This window comes from Pseudomonas sp. R1-43-08 (assembly GCF_003852255.1).
Classification (GTDB): domain Bacteria; phylum Pseudomonadota; class Gammaproteobacteria; order Pseudomonadales; family Pseudomonadaceae; genus Aquipseudomonas.
On the sequence record NZ_CP027734.1, the window covers coordinates 1,606,798 to 1,627,470 of the forward strand.

At 60.4% G+C, this 20,673-nt stretch carries 14 protein-coding genes and 1 pseudogene; 9 read left to right on the forward strand and 6 right to left on the reverse strand.

Going from position 1 to position 20,673, the window contains the following annotated elements; translation table 11 throughout:
• Positions 1 to 74 precede the first annotated feature (74 nt).
• Entirely contained in the window at positions 75 to 2,816 is a 2,742-nt protein-coding gene (gene acnA / locus C4J87_RS07330) for an aconitate hydratase AcnA (RefSeq protein WP_124366257.1), read from the reverse strand.
• A gap of 191 nt (positions 2,817 to 3,007) precedes the next feature.
• On the opposite strand from acnA, the gene rlmM reads away from it, so the two are divergent.
• Together rlmM and tusA are read left to right on the forward strand one after the other, a co-directional pair.
• Positions 3,008 to 4,084, forward strand: a complete 1,077-nt coding sequence (gene rlmM / locus C4J87_RS07335) for a 23S rRNA (cytidine(2498)-2'-O)-methyltransferase RlmM (protein WP_124366258.1) — start codon at positions 3,008 to 3,010, stop codon at positions 4,082 to 4,084.
• Between the two features lie 21 nt (positions 4,085 to 4,105).
• Positions 4,106 to 4,351, forward strand: coding sequence for a sulfurtransferase TusA (gene tusA, locus C4J87_RS07340; protein ID WP_124366259.1), 246 nt, complete (start codon positions 4,106 to 4,108; stop codon positions 4,349 to 4,351).
• Here tusA and C4J87_RS07345 read toward each other — a convergent pair.
• The gene (locus tag C4J87_RS07345) at positions 4,348 to 5,742 is read right to left on the reverse strand and encodes an MATE family efflux transporter (RefSeq protein WP_124366260.1); all 1,395 of its coding nucleotides are present in this window, start codon (positions 5,740 to 5,742) and stop codon (positions 4,348 to 4,350) included. The genes tusA and C4J87_RS07345 overlap by 4 nt on opposite strands.
• Before the next feature lie 236 nt (positions 5,743 to 5,978).
• A complete protein-coding gene (locus tag C4J87_RS07350) occupies positions 5,979 to 7,127 on the reverse strand; it encodes a DDE-type integrase/transposase/recombinase (RefSeq protein WP_124365247.1) in 1,149 nt (382 codons plus the stop codon).
• Positions 7,128 to 7,279: 152 nt separating this feature from the next.
• Here C4J87_RS07350 and pdxB point away from each other — a divergent pair, with 152 nt between their 5' ends.
• Entirely contained in the window at positions 7,280 to 8,422 is a 1,143-nt protein-coding gene (gene pdxB, locus C4J87_RS07355; protein ID WP_124366261.1) for a 4-phosphoerythronate dehydrogenase PdxB, read from the forward strand.
• A gap of 54 nt (positions 8,423 to 8,476) precedes the next feature.
• On the opposite strand, the gene C4J87_RS26085 is transcribed toward pdxB, so the two are convergent.
• A complete protein-coding gene (locus C4J87_RS26085; protein ID WP_164485237.1) occupies positions 8,477 to 8,650 on the reverse strand; it encodes a PA1571 family protein in 174 nt (57 codons plus the stop codon).
• Positions 8,651 to 8,895: 245 nt separating this feature from the next.
• Between C4J87_RS26085 and C4J87_RS07360 the strand changes: the two genes are divergently transcribed.
• Together C4J87_RS07360 and C4J87_RS07365 are read left to right on the forward strand one after the other, a co-directional pair.
• Entirely contained in the window at positions 8,896 to 10,662 is a 1,767-nt protein-coding gene (locus C4J87_RS07360; protein ID WP_124366262.1) for an ABC transporter transmembrane domain-containing protein, read from the forward strand.
• Positions 10,663 to 10,725: 63 nt separating this feature from the next.
• Positions 10,726 to 11,481, forward strand: a pseudogene (locus C4J87_RS07365) (Fic family protein); the annotation flags it as partial.
• A 78-nt stretch (positions 11,482 to 11,559) separates the two neighbouring features.
• On the opposite strand, the gene C4J87_RS07370 reads toward C4J87_RS07365, so the two are convergent.
• A complete protein-coding gene (locus C4J87_RS07370) occupies positions 11,560 to 13,488 on the reverse strand; it encodes a transglycosylase SLT domain-containing protein (protein ID WP_124366264.1) in 1,929 nt (642 codons plus the stop codon).
• A 213-nt stretch (positions 13,489 to 13,701) separates the two neighbouring features.
• Here C4J87_RS07370 and C4J87_RS07375 point away from each other — a divergent pair, with 213 nt between their 5' ends.
• Positions 13,702 to 15,621, forward strand: a complete 1,920-nt coding sequence (locus C4J87_RS07375; RefSeq protein WP_124366265.1) for an ATP-binding cassette domain-containing protein — start codon at positions 13,702 to 13,704, stop codon at positions 15,619 to 15,621.
• Between the two features lie 179 nt (positions 15,622 to 15,800).
• Here C4J87_RS07375 and C4J87_RS07380 read toward each other — a convergent pair whose 3' ends face one another.
• Positions 15,801 to 16,241, reverse strand: coding sequence for a universal stress protein (locus tag C4J87_RS07380; RefSeq protein ID WP_124366266.1), 441 nt, complete (start codon positions 16,239 to 16,241; stop codon positions 15,801 to 15,803).
• A gap of 105 nt (positions 16,242 to 16,346) precedes the next feature.
• Between C4J87_RS07380 and C4J87_RS07385 the strand changes: the two genes are divergently transcribed.
• The 3 genes from C4J87_RS07385 (at position 16,347) to fadA (ending at position 20,611) form a co-directional block, all read left to right on the forward strand.
• Positions 16,347 to 16,784: a hypothetical protein gene (locus C4J87_RS07385; protein WP_124361791.1), complete on the forward strand. Its 438-nt coding sequence runs from the start codon at positions 16,347 to 16,349 to the stop codon at positions 16,782 to 16,784.
• A 474-nt stretch (positions 16,785 to 17,258) separates the two neighbouring features.
• Entirely contained in the window at positions 17,259 to 19,406 is a 2,148-nt protein-coding gene (fadB, locus tag C4J87_RS07390) for a fatty acid oxidation complex subunit alpha FadB (protein WP_124366267.1), read from the forward strand.
• A gap of 29 nt (positions 19,407 to 19,435) precedes the next feature.
• Positions 19,436 to 20,611: an acetyl-CoA C-acyltransferase FadA gene (gene fadA / locus C4J87_RS07395; RefSeq protein WP_124361793.1), complete on the forward strand. Its 1,176-nt coding sequence runs from the start codon at positions 19,436 to 19,438 to the stop codon at positions 20,609 to 20,611.
• Positions 20,612 to 20,673: the final 62 nt, after the last annotated feature.

Consider the following 20,673-nt stretch of genomic DNA (forward strand, 5'->3'; position numbering starts at 1 on the left):
TCAGGTAAAGATGTTTAACCTGACACTCCGGCATCGGGAGCAAGCCCCCTCCCACATTGGTTTTGCAGTGTTGCTTAAGAGGCGATCAACTGGCGCAGCACGTAATGCAAGATACCGCCTGCCTTGAAGTATTCCACTTCGTTAAGCGTATCGATCCGGCACAGCACCTCGATCTTCTCGCTGCGGCCATCTTCCCGGGTAATCACTAACGTCAGGTTCATCCGAGGTTCGATCTCGGCATTCGTCAGCCCGAGAATATCGATCTTCTCCTTGCCGGTGAGCTGGAGCGACTTGCGGTTCTGGTCCAGCTTGAACTGCAACGGCAGCACGCCCATGCCTACCAGGTTGGAGCGGTGGATTCGCTCGAAGCTTTCCGCGATCACCGCCTTGACGCCCAGCAGGTTGGTGCCCTTTGCCGCCCAGTCGCGGCTTGAGCCGGTGCCGTACTCCTGGCCGGCGATTACCACCAGCGGTGTGCCCGATGCCTGGTATTTCATCGCAGCATCGTAGATCGCCATTCTCTCGCCGGTCGGGATATACAGCGTATTGCCACCTTCCTCGCCGCCGAGCATTTCGTTGCGGATCCGGATATTGGCAAAGGTGCCGCGCATCATCACTTCATGGTTGCCCCGGCGTGAGCCGTAGGAGTTGAAGTCCCGTGGCTCCACGCCTTGCTCGCGCAAGTAGTGGCCGGCCGGGCTGTCGGTCTTGATGTTGCCGGCAGGGGAGATGTGGTCGGTGGTCACCGAGTCGCCGAGCAGGGCCAGCACGTTGGCGCCCTTGATGTCTGCGATCACCGGCAGCGGCCCGGCGATATCGTCGAAGAACGGCGGATGCTGGATATAGGTGGAATCCTTCTGCCACACATAAGTCGCCGCTTGCGGCACCTCAATCGCTTGCCACTGTGCGTCGCCGGCAAATACTTCGGCGTATTCCTTGTGGAACATGCCCGTGCTGACCTGGGCCACCGCGTCGGCGATCTCCTGGCTGCTGGGCCAGATGTCCTTGAGGTACACCGGGTTGCCCTGCTGGTCATTACCCAGGGGCTCGCTGCTGATGTCGATACGCACCGTACCCGCCAACGCGTAGGCCACCACCAGGGGCGGCGAGGCCAGCCAGTTGGTTTTCACCAGTGGGTGCACGCGGCCCTCGAAGTTGCGGTTGCCGGACAACACTGAGGCGACGGTGAGGTCGGCTTGCTGGATGGCTTTTTCGATCGGCTCGGGCAGCGGCCCGGAATTGCCGATGCAGGTGGTGCAGCCGTAGCCCACCAAGTCGAAACCAAGTGTGTCCAGGTAGTGGGTGAGGCCGGCCGCCTTGTAATAGTCGGTAACCACTTTCGAACCCGGCGCCAGGGAGGTCTTGACCCATGGCTTGCGCGTCAGGCCTTTTTCCACGGCCTTCTTCGCCACCAGCCCGGCCGCCATCATCACGCTGGGGTTGGAGGTGTTGGTGCAGGAGGTGATGGCTGCGATGACCACGGCACCGTTTTTCAGGCGATAGGTGGTGCCTTCGTATTCGTAATCGGCTTCGCCCACCAGGTCGGCATTGCCCACGGCGACGCCGCCACCGCCTTCGCTTTCCAGGCGGCCTTCTTCCTTGCTGGTGGGTTTGAATTGCAGGTCGAGGAAATCACTGAACGCGTGGCCCACGTTTGGCAGGGCGACACGGTCCTGCGGGCGTTTCGGCCCGGCAAGGCTGGCTTCGACGCTGCCCATGTCCAGGGCCAGGGTGTCGGTGAAGATCGGCTCCTGGCCGGCGTTGCGCCACAGGCCCTGGGCCTTGGTGTAGGCCTCGACCAGCTTGACAGTTTCCGTCGGGCGACCGGACAGGCGCAGGTAGTCCAGCGTCACCTCGTCTACCGGGAAAAAGCCGCAGGTAGCGCCGTATTCCGGTGCCATGTTGGCAATGGTGGCGCGGTCGGCCAGGGGCAGATCGGCCAGGCCGTCGCCATAGAATTCAACGAACTTACCGACCACGCCTTTTTTGCGCAGCATCTGGGTCACGGTCAGCACCAGGTCGGTGGCGGTGATGCCTTCTTTCAATTTGCCGGTGAGCTTGAAGCCGATCACTTCCGGGATCAGCATAGACACCGGCTGGCCGAGCATCGCCGCTTCCGCTTCGATCCCGCCCACGCCCCAGCCGAGCACGCCGAGGCCGTTGATCATGGTGGTGTGGGAATCGGTACCTACCAGGGTATCGGGGAAGGCGTAGGTGCGGCCGTCTTCATCTTTGGTCCACACGGTGCGGCCGAGATATTCCAGGTTGACCTGGTGGCAGATGCCGGTGCCCGGCGGCACCACGCTGAAGTTGTCAAAGGCGCTCTGGCCCCAGCGCAGGAAAGCGTAGCGTTCGCCGTTGCGCTGCATTTCGATGTCGACGTTTTGCTCAAAGGCGTCGGCGTTGCCGAATTTGTCGACCATCACCGAGTGGTCGATCACCAGGTCGACCGGCGACAGCGGGTTGATGCGCTGCGGGTCGCCCCCGGCCTTGGCCACGGCGGCGCGCATGGCGGCCAGGTCGACCACGGCGGGCACGCCGGTGAAGTCCTGCATCAGCACGCGGGCGGGGCGGTATTGGATCTCACGGTCGGACCGGCGTTCCTTGAGCCAGGCGGCGATGGCCTTGAGGTCGGTACCGGTGACGGTCTTGGCGTCTTCCCAGCGCAGCAGGTTTTCCAGCAGCACTTTGAGCGACATCGGCAGCTTGTCCAGGTCACCCAGGCTCTTGGCGGCTTCGGGCAGGCTGAAGTAGTGGTAGGTCTTGCTGTCTATTTGCAGGGTTTTAAGGGTTCTCAGGCTATCAAGGGATGACATTACATGACTCCTTTTGATCCGCACGGCCACGGACCTGACGGGACGAACAGAGCGTTCAACTTAGCGCGATTTTCATTAGCAGGCTAATAACTGGACTCTATGCTCAAGTCCAAGGTTCCGAACTCGGCTATCATGCGCGCGTTTTCATGACAGGTATTGCGATAGAGCAATCCCGTTGCCAGGAGATTCAATTGAACACCCTTTTTATGCACTGCCGTCCGGGTTTTGAAGGCGAGGTCTGTTCCGAGATCGCGGAACATGCCGCGCGCCTGAACGTTTCCGGCTACGCCAAGGCCAAGACCGGCAGCGCCTGCGCCGAATTTGTCTGCACCGAAGAAGACGGCGCGCAACGCCTGATGCACGGCCAGCGCTTCGCCGAGCTGATCTTCCCCAGGCAATGGGCGCGCGGGGTGTTCATCGACCTGCCGGAAACCGACCGCATCAGCGTGATCCTCGCCCACCTGCGTGAATTCCCGGTGTGCGGCAGCCTGTGGCTGGAGATGGTCGATACCAACGACGGTAAGGAACTGTCGAACTTCTGCAAGAAATTCGAGGTTCACCTGCGCAAAGCCTTGCTCAACGCCGGCAGGCTGGTGGACGACCCGAGCAAGCCGCGCCTGCTGCTGACGTTCAAGAGCGGCCGCGAAGTGTTCATGGGCCTGGCCGAATCGAACAATTCAGCGATGTGGCCCATGGGTATCCCGCGTTTGAAGTTCCCGCGTGAAGCCCCAAGCCGCTCGACCTTGAAGCTGGAAGAGGCGTGGCACCACTTTATTCCTCGCGAGCAGTGGGACGAACGCCTGCATGGCGACATGACCGGTGTCGACCTCGGTGCGGCCCCCGGCGGCTGGACGTGGCAGCTGGTCAACCGGGGCATGCTGGTGACCGCCATTGACAACGGGCCCATGGCCGAAAGCCTGATGGACACCGGCCTGGTGCAGCATTTGATGGCCGACGGCTTTACCTTCGTGCCCAAGCAGCCGGTGGACTGGATGGTCTGCGATATTGTCGAGAAGCCGGCGCGCAACGCGGCATTGCTGGAAACCTGGATCGGCGAGGGGTATTGCCGCGAGGCGGTGGTCAACCTCAAGCTGCCGATGAAGCAACGGTATGCCGAAGTGAAGCGTCTGCTGGAGCGCATCGAAGACGGCTTCAAGGCACGCGGCATTCGGGTGGAGATCGGCTGCAAGCAGCTGTACCACGACCGCGAGGAAGTCACCTGCCATCTACGCCGGCTGGTGGACGTCAAGAAATCGAGAAAGCACTGATCTCACTGTCAGGAGTGAACTATGAGCGTTGATTTACCCGTCGATGGCACCCTCGACGCCACCGGTCTCAATTGCCCGGAACCGGTGATGATGCTGCACCAGCACATCCGCGACCTGCCTGCGGGCGGCCTGCTCAAGGTGATCGCGACCGACCCGTCGACCCGCCGCGATATTCCCAAATTCTGCGTGTTCCTCGACCATGAACTGGTGGATCAGCAGGAGCAGGCCGGTACGTACCTGTACTGGATTCGCAAGAAAGCCGATTAAGCCCGCACCTTGTCAGCGTGGATACGCCGGCGCGCACTGCGCGCCAGGCGCACCAGCAACATGCCTGCCGCGCAGCTCAGGCCGACGATCAGGCCTTGCCACAAGCCGCTTGGGCCGCTGGGTTCGCCCAGCCAGTCGGTCAGCCCCAGGGCGTAACCGACCGGCAAGCCCACGCCCCAGTAGGCGAACAGGGTCAGCAGCATGGTGACCCGGGTGTCCTGATAGCCGCGCAGCGCGCCGGCGGCGGTCACCTGGATCGAGTCGGAAAACTGGAACAACGCCGAGAACACGATCAGCATCGATGCCAGGTGGATGACCACCGGGTCGGGGGTGTAGATCGCCGCAATCTGCTCGCGAAACACCAGCATCAGGCTGCAGGACAGGCAGGCATAGGCCAATGCGGTGCCCATGCCAACGCCGGCGGCGAAGCGGGCTTCACGTGGTTCGCCACGGCCCAGGGCCTGGCCGACGCGCACGGTGACGGCCATGCTCAGGGAGTAGGGGATCATGAACACCAGGGAACTGACATTCAGCGCGATCTGATGGCCGGACACCACGGTAGCCCCCAGGCTGCCCAGCAGCAGGGCGATCACCGCGAAGATGCTCGACTCGGCAAAGATCGCCACGCCAATCGGCAGGCCGATCCCCAGTACACGCTTGATCACCGCCCATTGTGGCCAGTCGAAACGCTTGAACAATTCGCTGCTCTGATAGGCCGGGCCCCAGCGGGTCCACCCGGCCATGCCGAGCATCATCACCCACATCGCAATCGCCGTGGCCCAGCCGCAGCCTACGCCGCCCATGGCCGGCAGGCCGAGATGGCCGTAGATGAAGATGTAGTTCAGCGGAATGTTCAGTGCCAACCCGCACAAGCCCATGACCATGCTCGGCCGCGTACGGCCCATGCCGTCGCTGAAGCAGCGGAACACGTAATACAGCGCAATGGCCGGCATGCCGGCGGCGATGCCATGCAGGTAGCCCATGGACGGCTCGATCAGGGCCGGCTCGACCTTCATCGCATGCAGCACCGGCTCGGCGCACAGCAGCAGCAGCGCACCCGCGATGCCGACCACCACGGCTAGCCACAGAGACTGGCGCACCAATGGCCCGATTTCGCTGTACTTGCCTGCGCCGTAGCGCTGCGCGACTTTCGGCGTGGTGGCCAGCAGGGTGCCAGTCATCAACAGGTAGACCGGGATCCAGATCGAGTTACCCAGGCCAACCGCCGCCAGGTCCTGGGGGCTGACACGTCCGGCCATCACCGCATCGACAAAGCTCATCGCGGTGGTTGCCAGTTGGCCGATGATGATCGGCAGCGCCAGCGTCAGCAGGTCGCGCACTTCCCGGCTGATACGGGCGGGGCGGGTGAGGGTAGCGGTGGCAGTGTTCACGTACAGGTGTCCAATAAAATGCAGTCGCAAGGACGGCGGATTCTACGCTTTGACGCAACGGTCAGGAAAAAACCTGTGTTGCTGATTTGTAATGCGGTCTCGCAGGCACCTTGTAACCCCTGTGGGAGGGGGCTTGCTCCCGATAGCGGTGGTTCATCACAGATGCATCAACTGACCCACCGCCATCGGGATGTAGAACCGTAGACATCGTTTACATCTGAAACCGGGGACATCGTTTACACATTTGAGGCTTGGACGCGGGTCATACCTCGCCCAAGCCTTCCCAGGGGATAATCACACAAGTACAAATCCCAAACATCATCCTCAGCCTCTTTAAGCCCTATCTGCTCCCCTGACAGCGCCTCGCTGATAAATACCAACTTGCCTTTCCACTTGATCGACCCGTCCTGCCTGACGCTTCGAACCTTCATTTCGGACGGATACGCCACATCCGGCAAGCATCCTGGGTAAATCCGGGTAGACGGCACATACACGTCCCCTGGACGCTTCATACCGAGCGCTTCATGAGGGCGCACGTAATTGAACTCATGCCTGAAATGCTCCAGCAAAAGCTGCTGCTCGATTAAGTTTTCTCCTAAAGGCAGCTCCAGTTTCAAGCTACGGTGCATCCGCTCATGGCGACCATTTTGGGCCGGTCTTCCTGGCATGGTGCGCTCCGGATAGATGCCCAGACGTATCCACCAAACTGCCAGCGTGGACATTCTTGCCAGGCCAGGAGAGGCAAACGGAACACCGTTGTCCGACCGAATAACTTCGGGCATGCCGTACTCCTCAAATAGTCTCTCAAAGGCGTGTTTAACAGGTTCAGTCTTGATCTTTGAATGAGCCCTGCACGCCAAAATCATCCGGGACGCGTGGTCTGTGATGGTCAAAGGGAAGCACATCTGCGCGTTATGCATTTTGAATTGCCCTTTGTAGTCGGCGCACCATGTCTGGTTAGGTTCGTTGGCCTCGCGCATTGCTACAGGGGAAGTACCGTGTCTGCGCTTGAAGCGCCGCTTTTGGACGAGCCCAAGTCGATCAAGCCATTGGCCTGCTGTACTTGGGGAAGGCCAGGCGATGGAGGGATCTTCAAGTCGCAATAGCTCGAGAAGCTTCTTCGGACCCCATTTATCGTGCGCCTCCTTCATCGCCACCACACGGGCCAGGATTTCATCGTCGATTTTATTGGGGCTGTTGTGAGGGCGTCGGGACAGTTCGGCTAAAGACTTTAAATCGCCATTGTGCCGGCCGATCCATTTGTCGACGGTAGGCCGACTTACGTTAAAGCGGCGCGCCAGCTGGCTTTTGGTGTAGTTACCAGAAAGCCAGTCAGCGACCAGTCTGATTCGTTGATTCATCGGAGACTCTTGGTTCCAGGGCATGATCAGTTACCTCCTGATCATGCGTATTAACCTGTAAACCATGTCCCCGGTTAGAAATGTAAACGATGTCCCCGGTTTGTACCGGAGCAAGCCCCCTCCCACATCGGATCCTCACAAGGCTGTACACTGCTGATCCGCCAAAGGAGCCTGCCATGCTGATTGTTGCCGACGAAAATATTCCGCTGCTCGATGCATTCTTCCAGGGGTTTGGCGAGATTCGCCGCGTGCCCGGTCGTTCCATTGACCGCGCCACGGTCGAGCAGGCCGATGTGCTGCTGGTACGCTCGGTGACCAACGTCAACCGGGCTTTGCTCGAGGGCACGAAGGTGGGGTTTGTCGGCACCTGCACCATCGGCACCGATCATCTGGACCTCGATTACTTCAGGCAGGCCGGTATCCAGTGGTCCAGCGCACCCGGCTGTAATGCCCGGGGCGTGGTGGATTATGTGCTGGGCAGCTTGCAGACCCTGGCTGAAATCGAAGGCGCCGACCTCAGCCGGCGCACCTACGGCATCGTTGGCGCCGGGGAGGTCGGCGGGCGGCTGGTCCAGGTGCTCAAGGGCCTGGGCTGGAACGTGCTGGTGTGTGATCCGCCACGGCAGATCGCCGAAGACGGTGATTACGTGAGCCTGCAGCAGATCATCGAGCAATGCGATGTCATCAGCTTGCACACGCCGCTGACCAAGTCCGGCAATGGCTCCACCTGGCATCTGTTCGATCGCCAGCGCCTAGCGCAGCTCAAGCCCGGCACCTGGCTGATCAACGCCAGCCGGGGCGCGGTGGTGGATAACGCCGCGCTGCGCGATGTGTTGCTGGAGCGCGAAGACCTGCAAGCCGTGCTGGACGTGTGGGAAGGCGAGCCGCAGGTGGATGCTGACCTGGCTGACCTGTGCGTGCTGGCTACGCCGCATATCGCCGGCTACAGCCTCGACGGCAAGCAGCGCGGTACGGCGCAGATCTACCAGGCGTTCTGTGCGCACCTGGGCCAGGAACCGAGCATTCATTTGCGCGACCTGCTGCCGCAACCGTGGCTGGCCGAGGTGCACTTGAATGCCTCAACCGATCCGGCCTGGGCGCTGGCGACCTTGTGCCGCAGTGTGTACGACCCGCGCCGGGACGATGCGGATTTGCGTCGCAGCCTTGTAGGAACGGTAGAAGAGCAGCGCAAGGCATTCGACCTGTTACGCAAGCATTACCCGGAGCGTCGTGAGATTGACGGCTTGAAGGTGCGCATTAACGGTGAGTCGGCCGTGTTATCGAACATCGTGACCGCACTGGGCGCGGTCTGCGTTTAAACACCCAATAAAAAACCCGGCCACCTGGGCCGGGTTTGCAAGAGCGTCGGCGCTTCAGCCTTGCTGTGCAGGCTTGACCAGGCGCTGTTCCAGTTCGCTGCAGGCTTGCTGGATCATTTCTTCGGTAATCTGCACTTCGCGGCCCTTGGCATCGATGTACGAACAAGGCAGCTCCTGCGGTTGGCGGATCACTTCAATTTTGGCATCGCTGCTGTTTTGCAAGGTCATGGCCTGTCTCCTCATCAGGTTGTGTACCTACTTTAATTCCCCCGCGTGACCGAGCTATTACAACTCCTTACACGATCATCGGTTCGAACACCCAGTCCACCAGAAACCGGCACATATTTCCAGATCAGTCTTAGACCGATAGCCTCTAGCGGCCTCTATCGGCGGGCATAATTAACCTGACTCATTGCTATTTGCCCAAGTTCCCCCAATGTTGATCAATAGTCTCCTCATTGGTGAAGCCCTAAATGTTCTCAGTCCGACAACGCCGCGCGATTCGCCTGGCCAGCCGCTTCATTGCGCCCTACCGCTGGCAGGCGCTGGGTGCCCTGCTGGCGCTGATCGTCACCGCCGGCATCACCTTGTCCATGGGGCAAGGTATCCGCCTGCTGGTCGACCAGGGTTTCATGACCCAGTCACCGCACCTGCTCAACCAGTCCATCGCGCTGTTCATGGTGCTGGTAGTGGGCCTGGCGGTGGGCACGTTCACGCGCTTCTACCTGGTGTCGTGGATCGGCGAACGGGTGGTGGCGGACATTCGCCGACAGGTGTTCAACCACCTGATCTACCTGCATCCGGGCTTCTACGAAAACAACCGCAGCTCGGAAATCCAGTCACGGTTGACCACCGACACCACCCTGCTGCAATCGGTGATCGGCTCATCGCTGTCGCTGTTCCTGCGCAATGCCCTGATGGTCATCGGCGGTATCGTGCTGTTGTTCATCACCAACCCCAAGCTCACCAGCATTGTCGTGGTGGCGTTGCCGCTGGTGCTGGCGCCGATCCTGATCTTTGGCCGGCGCGTGCGCAGCCTGTCGCGGCAGAGCCAGGACCGCATCGCCGATGTCGGCAGCTATGTGTCCGAGACCCTGGGCCAGATCAAGACCGTGCAGGCCTATAACCATCAGGCGCAGGACGAACAGCGTTTCGCCCTCACCGTGGAAGAAGCGTTCACCACTGCCCGCAAACGCATCCTGCAACGTTCCTGGCTGATTACCCTGGTGATCATGCTGGTGCTCGGTGCCGTGGGCGTGATGTTGTGGGTCGGCGGGATGGACGTGATCAGCGGGCGCATTTCCGGCGGTGAGCTGGCGGCGTTCGTGTTCTACAGCCTGATCGTCGGCAGCGCTGTCGGCACCTTGAGTGAAGTGCTTGGCGAGCTGCAGCGGGCCGCCGGTGCGGCGGAGCGGATTGGCGAACTGTTGCAGTCGAGCAACGACATCCAGGCGCCGGCCAGCGGTGGCCTACGGCTGCCGGAACGGGTCAGCGGGCGCATGGAGCTGCAGGACCTGCGCTTTTCCTACCCGTCACGGCCAGACAGCTACGCCATCGACGGCCTGAACCTGAGCGTCAACCCTGGCGAAACCCTGGCCTTGGTGGGGCCTTCCGGCGCAGGCAAATCGACGCTCTTCGACTTGCTGCTGCGCTTCTACGACCCCCAGCACGGCCGCATCCTGCTCGAAGGGCAGCCGCTGACCGCACTCGACCCGCTGGACCTGCGCCGCCACTTCGCGCTGGTATCCCAGAGCCCGGCGCTGTTTTTTGGCAGCATCGAAGACAACATCCGCTACGGTAACCCGACGGCCACCCGCGAGCAGGTCGAAGCCGCAGCCCGCATCGCCCATGCCCATGACTTCATCCTGCAAATGCCCGAGGGCTACCAGACCCACCTCGGCGACGGTGGCCTGGGCCTCTCCGGGGGGCAGCGGCAACGCCTGGCCATCGCCCGTGCGTTGCTGGTAGACACGCCCATCCTGCTGCTGGACGAAGCCACCAGTGCCCTCGATGCCCAGAGTGAACACCTGATCCAGCAAGCCCTGCCGCAATTGATGCAGGGCCGCACCACCCTGGTGATTGCGCACCGCCTGGCCACGGTGAAGAACGCCGACCGGATCGCGGTGATGGACCAGGGCAAACTGGTAGCCGTGGGCACGCATCAGCAGTTGATTGCGAGCAATCCGCTGTATGCGCGGTTGGCGGCGTTGCAGTTCAGTGAGGGTAAGGAAGTGCAATGAAGCTGCGGTATGGCTACGTCTTAGGGCATCATGTGGTTTTTCGATAATGATCTGGATGAGGATATGAGCCGTTATCAACCTCCGTTGACGCTGACGACAAAGATGCTGGCCCTGGTGGCCGATATCAGTGAGCAGATCGGCCAGCTCTCAGTCGGTAACGATAGCCGTCAGACGCCTCAGCTGAGGCGCGGTAACAGGATTCGCACCATTCAGGCTTCGCTCGCCATCGAGAACAATACGCTCAGCATCGAGCAGGTCACTGCTGTCCTGGAGGGAAAGCGGGTATTGGGGCTGCCACGGGAAATCCAGGAAGTGCGCAACGCGTTTGCAGCCTATGAGGCGATGCCGCAATGGACGCCGAGCGATCGTGCCGACCTGCTGAAAGCCCACGAACTGCTGATGTTTGGACTGATAGACGATGCCGGACGGCTTCGCCAGTCAGGCGTCGGCATTTATCGTGGCGAACAACTGGTGCATATGGCGCCGCCTGCGAGCCGCGTGGCGCACCTCATTGATGACTTGCTGCAATGGCAGTCAGTTTCAGATTGGCACCCTTTGATCGCCAGTTGCGTATTCCATTATGAGTTCGAGTTCATCCATCCATTTGCAGACGGTAATGGCCGCATGGGGCGGCTCTGGCAAACGTTGATACTCAGCCAGTGGCGCCCGGTGCTGGCTTACCTGCCAGTGGAAGCAGTCATCCGGGATCAGCAGGATGCCTACTATGCGGCGCTTTCGGCGGCGGATCAGCAGGCAGAAGCGACACCTTTTGTAGAGTTCATGTTGCAAGCCCTGAATCTGGCGTTGGCCGAGGCGGTGTAACAACTTCATAAAAAATGCCCGCATAACGCGGGCATTTTCTTGTCGCTTCAAACTTAGCGCTTGAAGCTCCCTCCCTTACTGATCATCAAAGTACCGCTCATGCCAATCCACCAACGGCTGCGGTGAATTGAGCTTCTGCCCGTAGATCACCGAATAAGACAGCACGTTCTGCACATACTGACGGGTCTCGTCGAACGGGATGCTTTCCACCCACACGTCGAAACTCAGGTGATCCGCACCGCGTAGCCATTGACGCACGCGGCCGGGGCCGGCGTTGTAGGCGGCGGAGGCGAGCACGCGATTGCCGTTGAATTGGCTGTGCACCTGGCTCAGGTAGGCGGCGCCGAGCTGGATGTTTTTGTCCGGGTCCAGTACCTGGGCCGGGGAGGCGAGTGGAATGCTGAACTTGCGCGCGGTTTCCTTGGCCGTCCCGGGCATCAGCTGCATCAGGCCGCTGGCACCGACGCCGGAGCGGGCGTCGTCCATGAAGGCGCTTTCCTGGCGGGTAATCGCGAACACCCAGCTTGAATGCAGGCCGCGCACCTTGGCTTCGCGCACCAGGGTGTCGCGGTGGGCCATCGGGAAGCGGATGTCCAGGTCGTCCCAGTATTGCGCCTGGCTGATCGTGCGGATCGCCGGGAAGTACCACTTCATGTCGTAGGCCAGCTTCGCCTGCGCGACCATCTCGTCACGGTTGAAGTGACGGCTGACGTGGTACCACTCGCGGCGGCCATCGACGATCTGGCCACGGGCGTAGAACTCCAGGGCCCGGCGCACGCCTGGGGTATTGCGCACTTTATTGACCAGCGCCTGGCTCATCACCAGCGGCTTGTTGTTCAACTGGTAAGGGGTCTTGGAACGGTCCGCAGCGAGGAAGCCGTAGAAGTCGCGTTCCTTGGCCACGTTTTTATACAGCACCAACGCCTGCGGGTTTTTCGGTTCGGCCAATTCCAGGCTGCGTGCCTGCCAGTAGCGCCAGCGGTTGGTGGTGGCCAGATCCTGCGGCAGCTTGCGGGTCAACTGGTACGCATCTTCCCAGCGCGCCAGGCGCAACAGCAGGCGCAGGCGCCATTCGGAGACGGTGTTGTCGCGCAGCTCCGGGTCGTACTTGGTCATTACGTCCAATGCGCGAGGATCGTAGCGGCGTGCCAGGGTCAGGCCGATTTCTCGGGCGATCGAGACTTTTTCGTCACGGGAGAAGTGCATGCTGCTGGCGTAGCCGTCCAGCAGGGCCATGGCCTTGTCCGGGTCCTGGCGTGCGAGGCGACGCAGGCCCAGGCCTACGGCGTCAGACATGGCCTCGGTGGCCGGCAGGAAGCGCGACGGGTCGCTGAGCATATCGGGCTTTTGCGCCACGTCGATCATCAGGCGGCCTTGTGCGCCGAGCGTTGGCAGGGTTTTCACCAGGCTGTTGGCCAGCGCGTAGTTGCGCGCTTCGGCGGCGAGCTTGGCGCGGTCCCAGATTTTTTGTTCGGTCAGCTGACCATCAGAGGCCCACTGGCCAAAGGTCGCATCACAGGCGGCCGGTTGGGTTTTACCGGTCATCCACAGCTTTTCGGCGGTCTTGTAGCCTTCGGCCTTGAGGTTGTGGGTCAGTTGGAACTGGCCATGCAGGCAGTCCAGTTCGACGAAATTGAGCTTGGCATCGTAGTACTTTTCAAAGGTCTGCCAGTCACCCCGTTCGGCCAGCCAGCGTAACCAGCGCAGCTTCATCCAATTGGCCTGGGGCAGGTCGCCGTTTTTGGCGAGGAACTGTTCGATTTCCTGGTTGCTCGCGGTTTTAAGACGCGCGGTCAGTTCGTCATAGGCCAGGTACGGCGTCAGCGGGTAGTCGGCCAAGGCCTGGCTGTATTGCATGTACGGGCCGCTGTCACCCTTGGCCAGGGCGCGTTTGGCTTCATCGTAATATTGACGTTGGGTGGTGAGGTCCACGGCCTGGGCAGATTGAACGGCGGTGGCGGAGAGAAGCAGGCAGGATAAAAAGTTGAAAAGGCGACTGCGCATGAGACGTCCGTGCAGAGAAATCACGACTAGCACCGGCACCGCCGACACTGATTGCCCCTAGCTTAGCCTTTTGCCAGCGGCCGGCGAAAGCTTTGCCGGCCGGTTGGTTCAAGTTCGCGGCAAATGTCCTGATGAACGTGTCGGCAGAGAAAATGCTGGCCGCATCCCACCCTCAACTCAGGTAGAATGCGCGCCCAGTTTTTGGAGAAGTGTATGACCCTGCTCAAATTCAGCGATGTGTCCCTTGCTTTCGGCGCTATGCCGTTGTTGGACAAGGTGTCCTGGCAGATCGCCCGTGGTGAGCGGGTGTGCATCATCGGCCGCAACGGCACCGGCAAGTCCAGCATGATGAAGCTGGTAAAAGGCGACCAGAAGCCCGATGAAGGCTCTGTCTGGCGTGCCCCAGGCCTCAAGATCGGCGAATTGCCGCAGGAATTGCCGGTAGCCGACGAGCGGACAGTGTTCGACGTGGTTGCCGAAGGCCTGGACGGCGTTGGCGAATTGCTTGCGCAATACCATCACCTGGCGCAGAACTGCGTCACCGAAGCCGACCTGGACAAGCTGATGCATGTCCAGCAAGACCTCGAAGCCCGTGACGGCTGGCGCCTGCAGCAACTGGTGGACAGCACCTTGAGCCGCCTGCAATTGCCCGCCGACAAGACCCTCGCCCAATTGTCCGGTGGCTGGCGTCGTCGCGTGCTGCTGGCCCAGGCGTTGGTGTCCGAGCCGGATCTGCTGCTGCTCGACGAACCGACCAACCACCTGGACATCGGCGCTATCGCCTGGCTCGAAGAAGCCCTCAAGGATTTCCAGGGCGCCGTGCTGTTCATCACGCACGACCGGTCCTTCCTGCAGAACCTGGCTACGCGCATCCTGGAACTGGACCGCGGTGGCCTGATCGACTGGAACGGCGACTACGCCAGCTTCCTGGTGCACAAGGAAGCTGCACTCTCGGCTGAAGAGACCGCCAACGCCCTGTTCGACAAGAAGCTGGCCCAGGAAGAAGTCTGGATCCGCCAGGGTATCAAGGCGCGCCGCACCCGTAACGAAGGCCGCGTGCGCGCGTTGAAAGCGCTGCGGGTTGAGCGCAGCGAACGGCGTGAACGCACCGGCAAGGCCAATATCCAGCTCGATACCGCCGACAAGTCGGGCAAGCAGGTAATGGTGCTGGAGAACGTCAGCTTCCATCATCCGGACGGCCCGTTCCTGATCAAGGACTTCTCCATGGTCCTGGCGCGCGGTGACCGTATCGGCCTGCTGGGCGCCAACGGTACCGGCAAGACTACCTTGCTCAAGCTGATGCTCGGCGGTCTGCAGCCGACCAACGGCACGGTGGAAGAGGGCACTCGCATCGACGTGGCCTACTTCGATCAGCTGCGCCACCAGTTGGACCTGGAAAAAACCGTGATCGACAACGTTGCCGAAGGCCGCGACTTTATCGACATCGACGGCCAGAGCCGCCACGTGCTCAGCTATTTGGGCGACTTCCTGTTCAGCCCGCAACGTGCGCGTACACCGGTGAAAGCCTTGTCCGGTGGCGAGCGTGCGCGCCTGCTGCTGGCCAAGCTGTTCAGCAAACCGGCGAACCTGCTGGTGCTCGATGAACCGACCAACGACCTCGACGTGGAAACCCTCGAACTGCTGGAAGAGGTCTTGCTGACCTTCAACGGCACCGTACTGATGGTCAGCCACGACCGGGCATTCCTCGACAACGTGGTCACCAGTACCCTGGTCTTCGAAGGCGAAGGCAAGGTGCGCGAGTACGTCGGTGGTTATCAGGACTGGCTGCGCCAGGGCGGCTCGCCGCGCCTGCTGGGCGTAACCGAGAGCAAGTCCGGCAAGGCCGACTTGACCTCCGCAGTCGTCGCGCCCGTGACCGCTGCTGCTCCGGCACCGGAAGCTGCACCCTCTGCGAAGAAAAAACTCAGCTACAAGCTGCAGCGCGAGCTGGAAGCGTTGCCGGGCGATATCGACGCCAAGGAACAACAGATCGCCGCGGTGGAAGCACAAATGGCTGACGCGGGTTTCTACCAGCGTCCGGCGGCAGAGACTGCCGAGGTTATTGCTTCCCTGGAGAAACTGAATCAGGAGCTGGAAGTGCTGGTTGAGCGTTGGGCCGAACTGGATGGCTGAGTGACCGTCGCACAATCAAAAAGCCCGGCGCTCTTATGAGCGCCGGGCTTTTTTATATGAAATGCGATCAACATGTGGGAGGGGGCTTGCTCCCGATAGCGGTGTATCAGTCACCAGATGTATCAACTGACAGACTGCTATCGGGAGCAAGCCCCCTCCCACATTGGGTTCCAGCGTACTTAAGTATTTTTTACCAGCTTCACCGCCAATACATCGCACGGTGCACCGTGCAGTACATCATTGGCAGTAGAACCCAGCAACAACGCCAAACCGTGACGACCATGGCTACCCACCACGATCAAGTCGCAAGCCTTTTCCTTGGCCAAGTGGTGGATTTCCTGGCGCGGTTGGCCGTATGTCAGGTGGCAGTCTTCCCTTTTCAGGTGCGGGTATTTGAGAATCAAACGATCCAGGCGCTCCTTGGCCTGGTCAAATTGTTGTTGCTGCAACTGGGAAAGGTCCATCGGCACGTCACCGCCAAAGGCCATGGCCATGGGCTCGACGATATGCACCAACGACAGTATGGCGCCATTGGCCAATGCAGATTCCTGCGCGCGCTTGATCACTGGATCGCACTCTTCGGTCAGGTCGACCGCGACCAGAATATGTGTGTAGGGCATGGGGCGTTCCTCCAGGGGACTGCAATAAGTTCAGTATGGCTGCTTTCAAGCGGATGCGGTTGCGTCAGGTCAAATCCGCTCATCTAGAAATTCGGGAGTACACATATGACGGTCTGGATAGTGGTGTCAATCCTTGTGGTGGTCCTGAGCCCTCTGGCATGGCTGCGCCCGTCGCGCCATCAGAGCGGGCGCATGGCCCTGCGCATGGAGGCGCGTCGCATCGGGCTGGCCATGCAACTGGCGCCCCAGGAGTGGCCGCACTGGCTCAAGCAAGAGCCGCCGAGCCCCTGCGCGCAGTATTGCCGGCCACGACGCGGCAGCACGCCGGCCCTCTGGAGTTACTGGCAGTTGGAGCCGGGGGTGTGGGTCAATCAATGGCGCGAGGTCTGCGTGGATGAAAGGTTGTTGCCGTATTTTTCGACGCTGCCGGCCAACGTGTACAAGGTCGAGGCCGACAAGCAAATGATCGCCTTGTATTGGGGCGAGAAGGGCGAGGCGAGCGTGTTGAAGGATATTGATGCGCTGCTCAAGGCATTGGCCTGACGCCGCGCGCTCCTACAAAAACAGGCAATAAAAAGCCCGACATATCATCGGGCTGGAGTTGGCCAGGCAGGCCGGTAAATTCATTTGAGGCATTTGGGTTGCAGCTAGCCTAGCCGCATATCCCATTGCGTACAGCCTTTTTTGACAACTTTTCTATTATTGATCCTGTGAATATTCCAATATTGACGGGTAGCGAGCCGGTGGCCGAGGTTCTGAAATGACTGGAAAGTCGCGTTTTTCCTAGCCTTTGGAGCGATTGACAATTGCTCTGAATTGGATGAAGGTGGCGTACCCAAATCAAACGGGCGTATGAATTGAGCGTTTGTCCTACAGGCGACTCTGACATAACCCCGACTATCGCACTGGCGGGTGTGCCTGGCGGATTGGCGTGAGCATTGATGCAGTTGTCAATGTCCAACCAGAGGCCAGCGTCCGGTGTGTACTGTTCAGCTTCCATATCGTGGAGATCAGTTGATGATTTACGAAGGTAAAGCCATCACGGTTAAGGCTCTTGAAAGTGGCATCGTCGAATTGAAATTCGACCTCAAGGGTGAGTCCGTCAACAAGTTCAACCGTCTAACCCTGAACGAACTGCGTCAGGCCGTAGACACCATCAAAGCAGATGCTTCGGTCAAGGGCGTGATCGTCTCCAGCGGCAAGGACGTGTTCATCGTCGGCGCTGACATCACCGAATTCGTCGACAACTTCAAGCTGCCCGATGCCGAGCTGGTGGCTGGCAACCTCGAAGCCAACAAGATTTTCAGCGATTTCGAAGACCTCAACGTACCCACCGTTGCTGCGATCAACGGTATCGCCCTGGGCGGCGGCCTGGAAATGTGCCTCGCGGCAGACTTTCGTGTCATGTCCGCTACCGCCAAGATCGGTCTGCCTGAAGTCAAGCTGGGCATCTACCCGGGCTTTGGCGGCACCGTGCGCCTGCCGCGCCTGATCGGTGCCGACAATGCCATCGAATGGATTGCCGCCGGCAAGGAAAACCGTGCTGAAGACGCGCTGAAAGTCGGTGCCGTCGATGCCGTGGTTGCCCCGGACAAACTGGCCGAAGCTGCGCTGAACCTGCTCAAGGGCGCCATCAGCGGCGAATTCGACTACAAGGCCAAGCGTCAGCCGAAGCTGGAAAAGCTCAAGCTCAACGCCATCGAACAAATGATGTCGTTCGAAACCGCCAAAGGTTTCGTGGCAGGCCAAGCCGGCCCGAATTACCCGGCACCGGTCGAAGCGATCAAGACCATCCAGAAGGCCGCGAACTTCGGTCGCGACAAAGCCCTGGAAGTGGAAGCGGCAGGCTTCGTCAAGTTGGCGAAAACCTCGGCTGCACAGAGCCTGATCGGCTTGTTCCTGAACGATCAGGAACAGAAGAAAAAGGCCAAGGCCTACGACGAAATCGCCAAGGACGTGAAACAGGCCGCCGTATTGGGCGCCGGTATCATGGGCGGCGGTATCGCTTACCAGTCGGCGTCCAAAGGCACGCCGATCCTGATGAAAGACATCAACGAGCACGGCATCGAGCAGGGCCTGGCGGAAGCCGCCAAACTGCTGGTGGGCCGCGTCGATAAAGGTCGTATGACCGCTGCGAAAATGGCTGAAGTGCTTAACGGCATTCGTCCTACGCTGTCCTACGGCGATTTCGGCCACGTCGACCTGGTCGTCGAAGCCGTTGTCGAGAACCCGAAGGTCAAGCAGGCGGTATTGGCTGAAGTCGAAGCCCAGGTCAAAGACGACACCATCCTGGCTTCCAACACCTCGACCATTTCCATCAGCTTGCTGGCCAAGGCCCTCAAGCGTCCGGAAAACTTCGTCGGCATGCACTTTTTCAACCCGGTGCACATGATGCCGCTGGTGGAAGTGATCCGTGGCGAGAAGTCCAGCGAGCTGGCCATTGCCACCACCGTTGCCTACGCCAAGAAAATGGGCAAGAACCCGATCGTGGTCAATGACTGCCCGGGCTTTTTGGTCAACCGCGTGCTGTTCCCGTACTTTGGCGGTTTCGCCAAACTGGTCAGCGCCGGTGTGGACTTCGTGCGCATCGACAAGGTCATGGAAAAATTCGGCTGGCCAATGGGCCCTGCGTACCTGATGGACGTGGTCGGCATCGACACCGGCCACCACGGTCGCGACGTCATGGCTGAAGGCTTCCCGGACCGTATGAAAGACGACCGCCGCTCGGCGATCGACGCACTCTACGAAGCCAAGCGCCTGGGCCAGAAGAACGGCAAGGGCTTCTACGCCTACGAGACCGACAAGAAGGGCAAGCAGAAGAAAGTGGCCGACCCGTCGGTGCACGAAGTACTCGCACCCGTCATCTACGAGCAGCGTGAGGTGTCCGACGAGGACATCATCAACTGGATGATGATCGCCCTGTGCCTGGAAACCGTACGTTGCCTGGAAGACGGCATCGTCGAGACCGCCGCCGAAGCCGATATGGGCCTGGTGTACGGTATTGGTTTCCCTCCGTTCCGTGGTGGTGCGCTGCGTTACATCGACTCGATCGGTGTGGCCGAGTTCGTTGCCCTGGCTGACAAATACGCTGATCTGGGCCCGCTGTACCACCCGACCGCGAAGCTGCGTGAAATGGCCAAGAATGGCCAGAGCTTCTTCGGTTAAGCGCCCAATCGACTAGAGCGAGAATATTTATGAGCTTGAATCCAAGAGACGTCGTGATCGTCGACTTCGGTCGTACGCCGATGGGCCGCTCCAAGGGCGGCATGCACCGCAACACCCGTGCCGAAGACATGTCGGCGCACCTGATCAGCAAGCTGCTGGAGCGCAACGTCAAGGTTGACCCTAACGAAGTCGAGGACGTGATCTGGGGCTGCGTCAACCAGACCCTGGAGCAGGGCTGGAACATCGCGCGCATGGCCTCCTTGATGACCCAGATCCCGCACACCGCGGCCGGCCAGACCGTCAGCCGCCTGTGCGGTTCGTCGATGAGCGCGCTGCACACTGCCGCCCAGGCGATCATGACCGGTAACGGTGATGTGTTCGTGGTCGGCGGCGTGGAGCACATGGGCCACGTCAGCATGATGCACGGCGTCGACCCTAACCCGCACATGTCGCTGTACGCGGCAAAAGCCTCGGGCATGATGGGCCTGACCGCAGAAATGCTCGGCAAGATGCACGGCATTACCCGCGAAGCCCAGGACGCGTTCGGCCTGCGCTCCCACCAACTCGCCCACAAGGCGACCGTGGAGGGCAAGTTCAAGGATGAAATCATCCCGATGAACGGCTACGACGAGAACGGTTTCCTGAAGTTGTTCGACTACGACGAAACCATTCGTCCGGACACCACCCTGGAAAGCCTGGCGGCGCTCAAGCCGGCGTTCAATCCCAAGGGTGGCACCGTGACTGCCGGTACGTCGTCGCAAATCACCGACGGTGCTTCGTGCATGATCGTGATGTCGGCGCAACGTGCCCAGGACCTGGGAATCCAGCCGCTGGCGGTGATCCGCTCGATGGCCGTGGCGGGTGTGGACCCTGCGATCATGGGCTATGGTCCAGTACCGGCCACACAAAAAGCCTTGAAGCGCGCGGGCCTGACCATCTCCGATATCGACTTCTTCGAGCTCAACGAAGCTTTCGCCGCACAGGCCCTGCCAGTGCTGAAAGATTTGAAAGTACTCGACAAGATGAATGAGAAGGTTAACCTGCACGGCGGCGCGATTGCCCTGGGCCACCCATTCGGTTGCTCCGGTGCCCGCATCTCCGGCACATTGCTGAACGTGATGAAGCAAAATGGCGGTAACCTTGGGGTTGCAACCATGTGCATTGGTCTCGGCCAAGGCATTACCACCGTCTTCGAACGCGTCTAAGCGTTGGGTTGACGGAAGCCGGGGCCCAGTGCCCCGGTTTTTGTTTTTTGGAATTTTTAATT

What these genes read in the sequence shown, in the direction of transcription:
- acnA (WP_124366257.1), bottom strand. Translation starts at nt 2,816, where the DNA reads ATGTCATCCCTTGATAGCCTGAGAACCCTTAAAACCCTGCAAATAGAC.
- tusA (WP_124366259.1), top strand. Translation starts at nt 4,106, where the DNA reads ATGAGCGTTGATTTACCCGTCGATGGCACCCTCGACGCCACCGGTCTC.
- C4J87_RS07350 (WP_124365247.1), bottom strand. Translation starts at nt 7,127, where the DNA reads ATGCCCTGGAACCAAGAGTCTCCGATGAATCAACGAATCAGACTGGTC.
- pdxB (WP_124366261.1), top strand. Translation starts at nt 7,280, where the DNA reads ATGCTGATTGTTGCCGACGAAAATATTCCGCTGCTCGATGCATTCTTC.
- C4J87_RS26085 (WP_164485237.1), bottom strand. Translation starts at nt 8,650, where the DNA reads ATGACCTTGCAAAACAGCAGCGATGCCAAAATTGAAGTGATCCGCCAA.
- C4J87_RS07360 (WP_124366262.1), top strand. Translation starts at nt 8,896, where the DNA reads ATGTTCTCAGTCCGACAACGCCGCGCGATTCGCCTGGCCAGCCGCTTC.
- C4J87_RS07370 (WP_124366264.1), bottom strand. Translation starts at nt 13,488, where the DNA reads ATGCGCAGTCGCCTTTTCAACTTTTTATCCTGCCTGCTTCTCTCCGCC.
- C4J87_RS07375 (WP_124366265.1), top strand. Translation starts at nt 13,702, where the DNA reads ATGACCCTGCTCAAATTCAGCGATGTGTCCCTTGCTTTCGGCGCTATG.
- C4J87_RS07380 (WP_124366266.1), bottom strand. Translation starts at nt 16,241, where the DNA reads ATGCCCTACACACATATTCTGGTCGCGGTCGACCTGACCGAAGAGTGC.
- C4J87_RS07385 (WP_124361791.1), top strand. Translation starts at nt 16,347, where the DNA reads ATGACGGTCTGGATAGTGGTGTCAATCCTTGTGGTGGTCCTGAGCCCT.
- fadB (WP_124366267.1), top strand. Translation starts at nt 17,259, where the DNA reads ATGATTTACGAAGGTAAAGCCATCACGGTTAAGGCTCTTGAAAGTGGC.
- fadA (WP_124361793.1), top strand. Translation starts at nt 19,436, where the DNA reads ATGAGCTTGAATCCAAGAGACGTCGTGATCGTCGACTTCGGTCGTACG.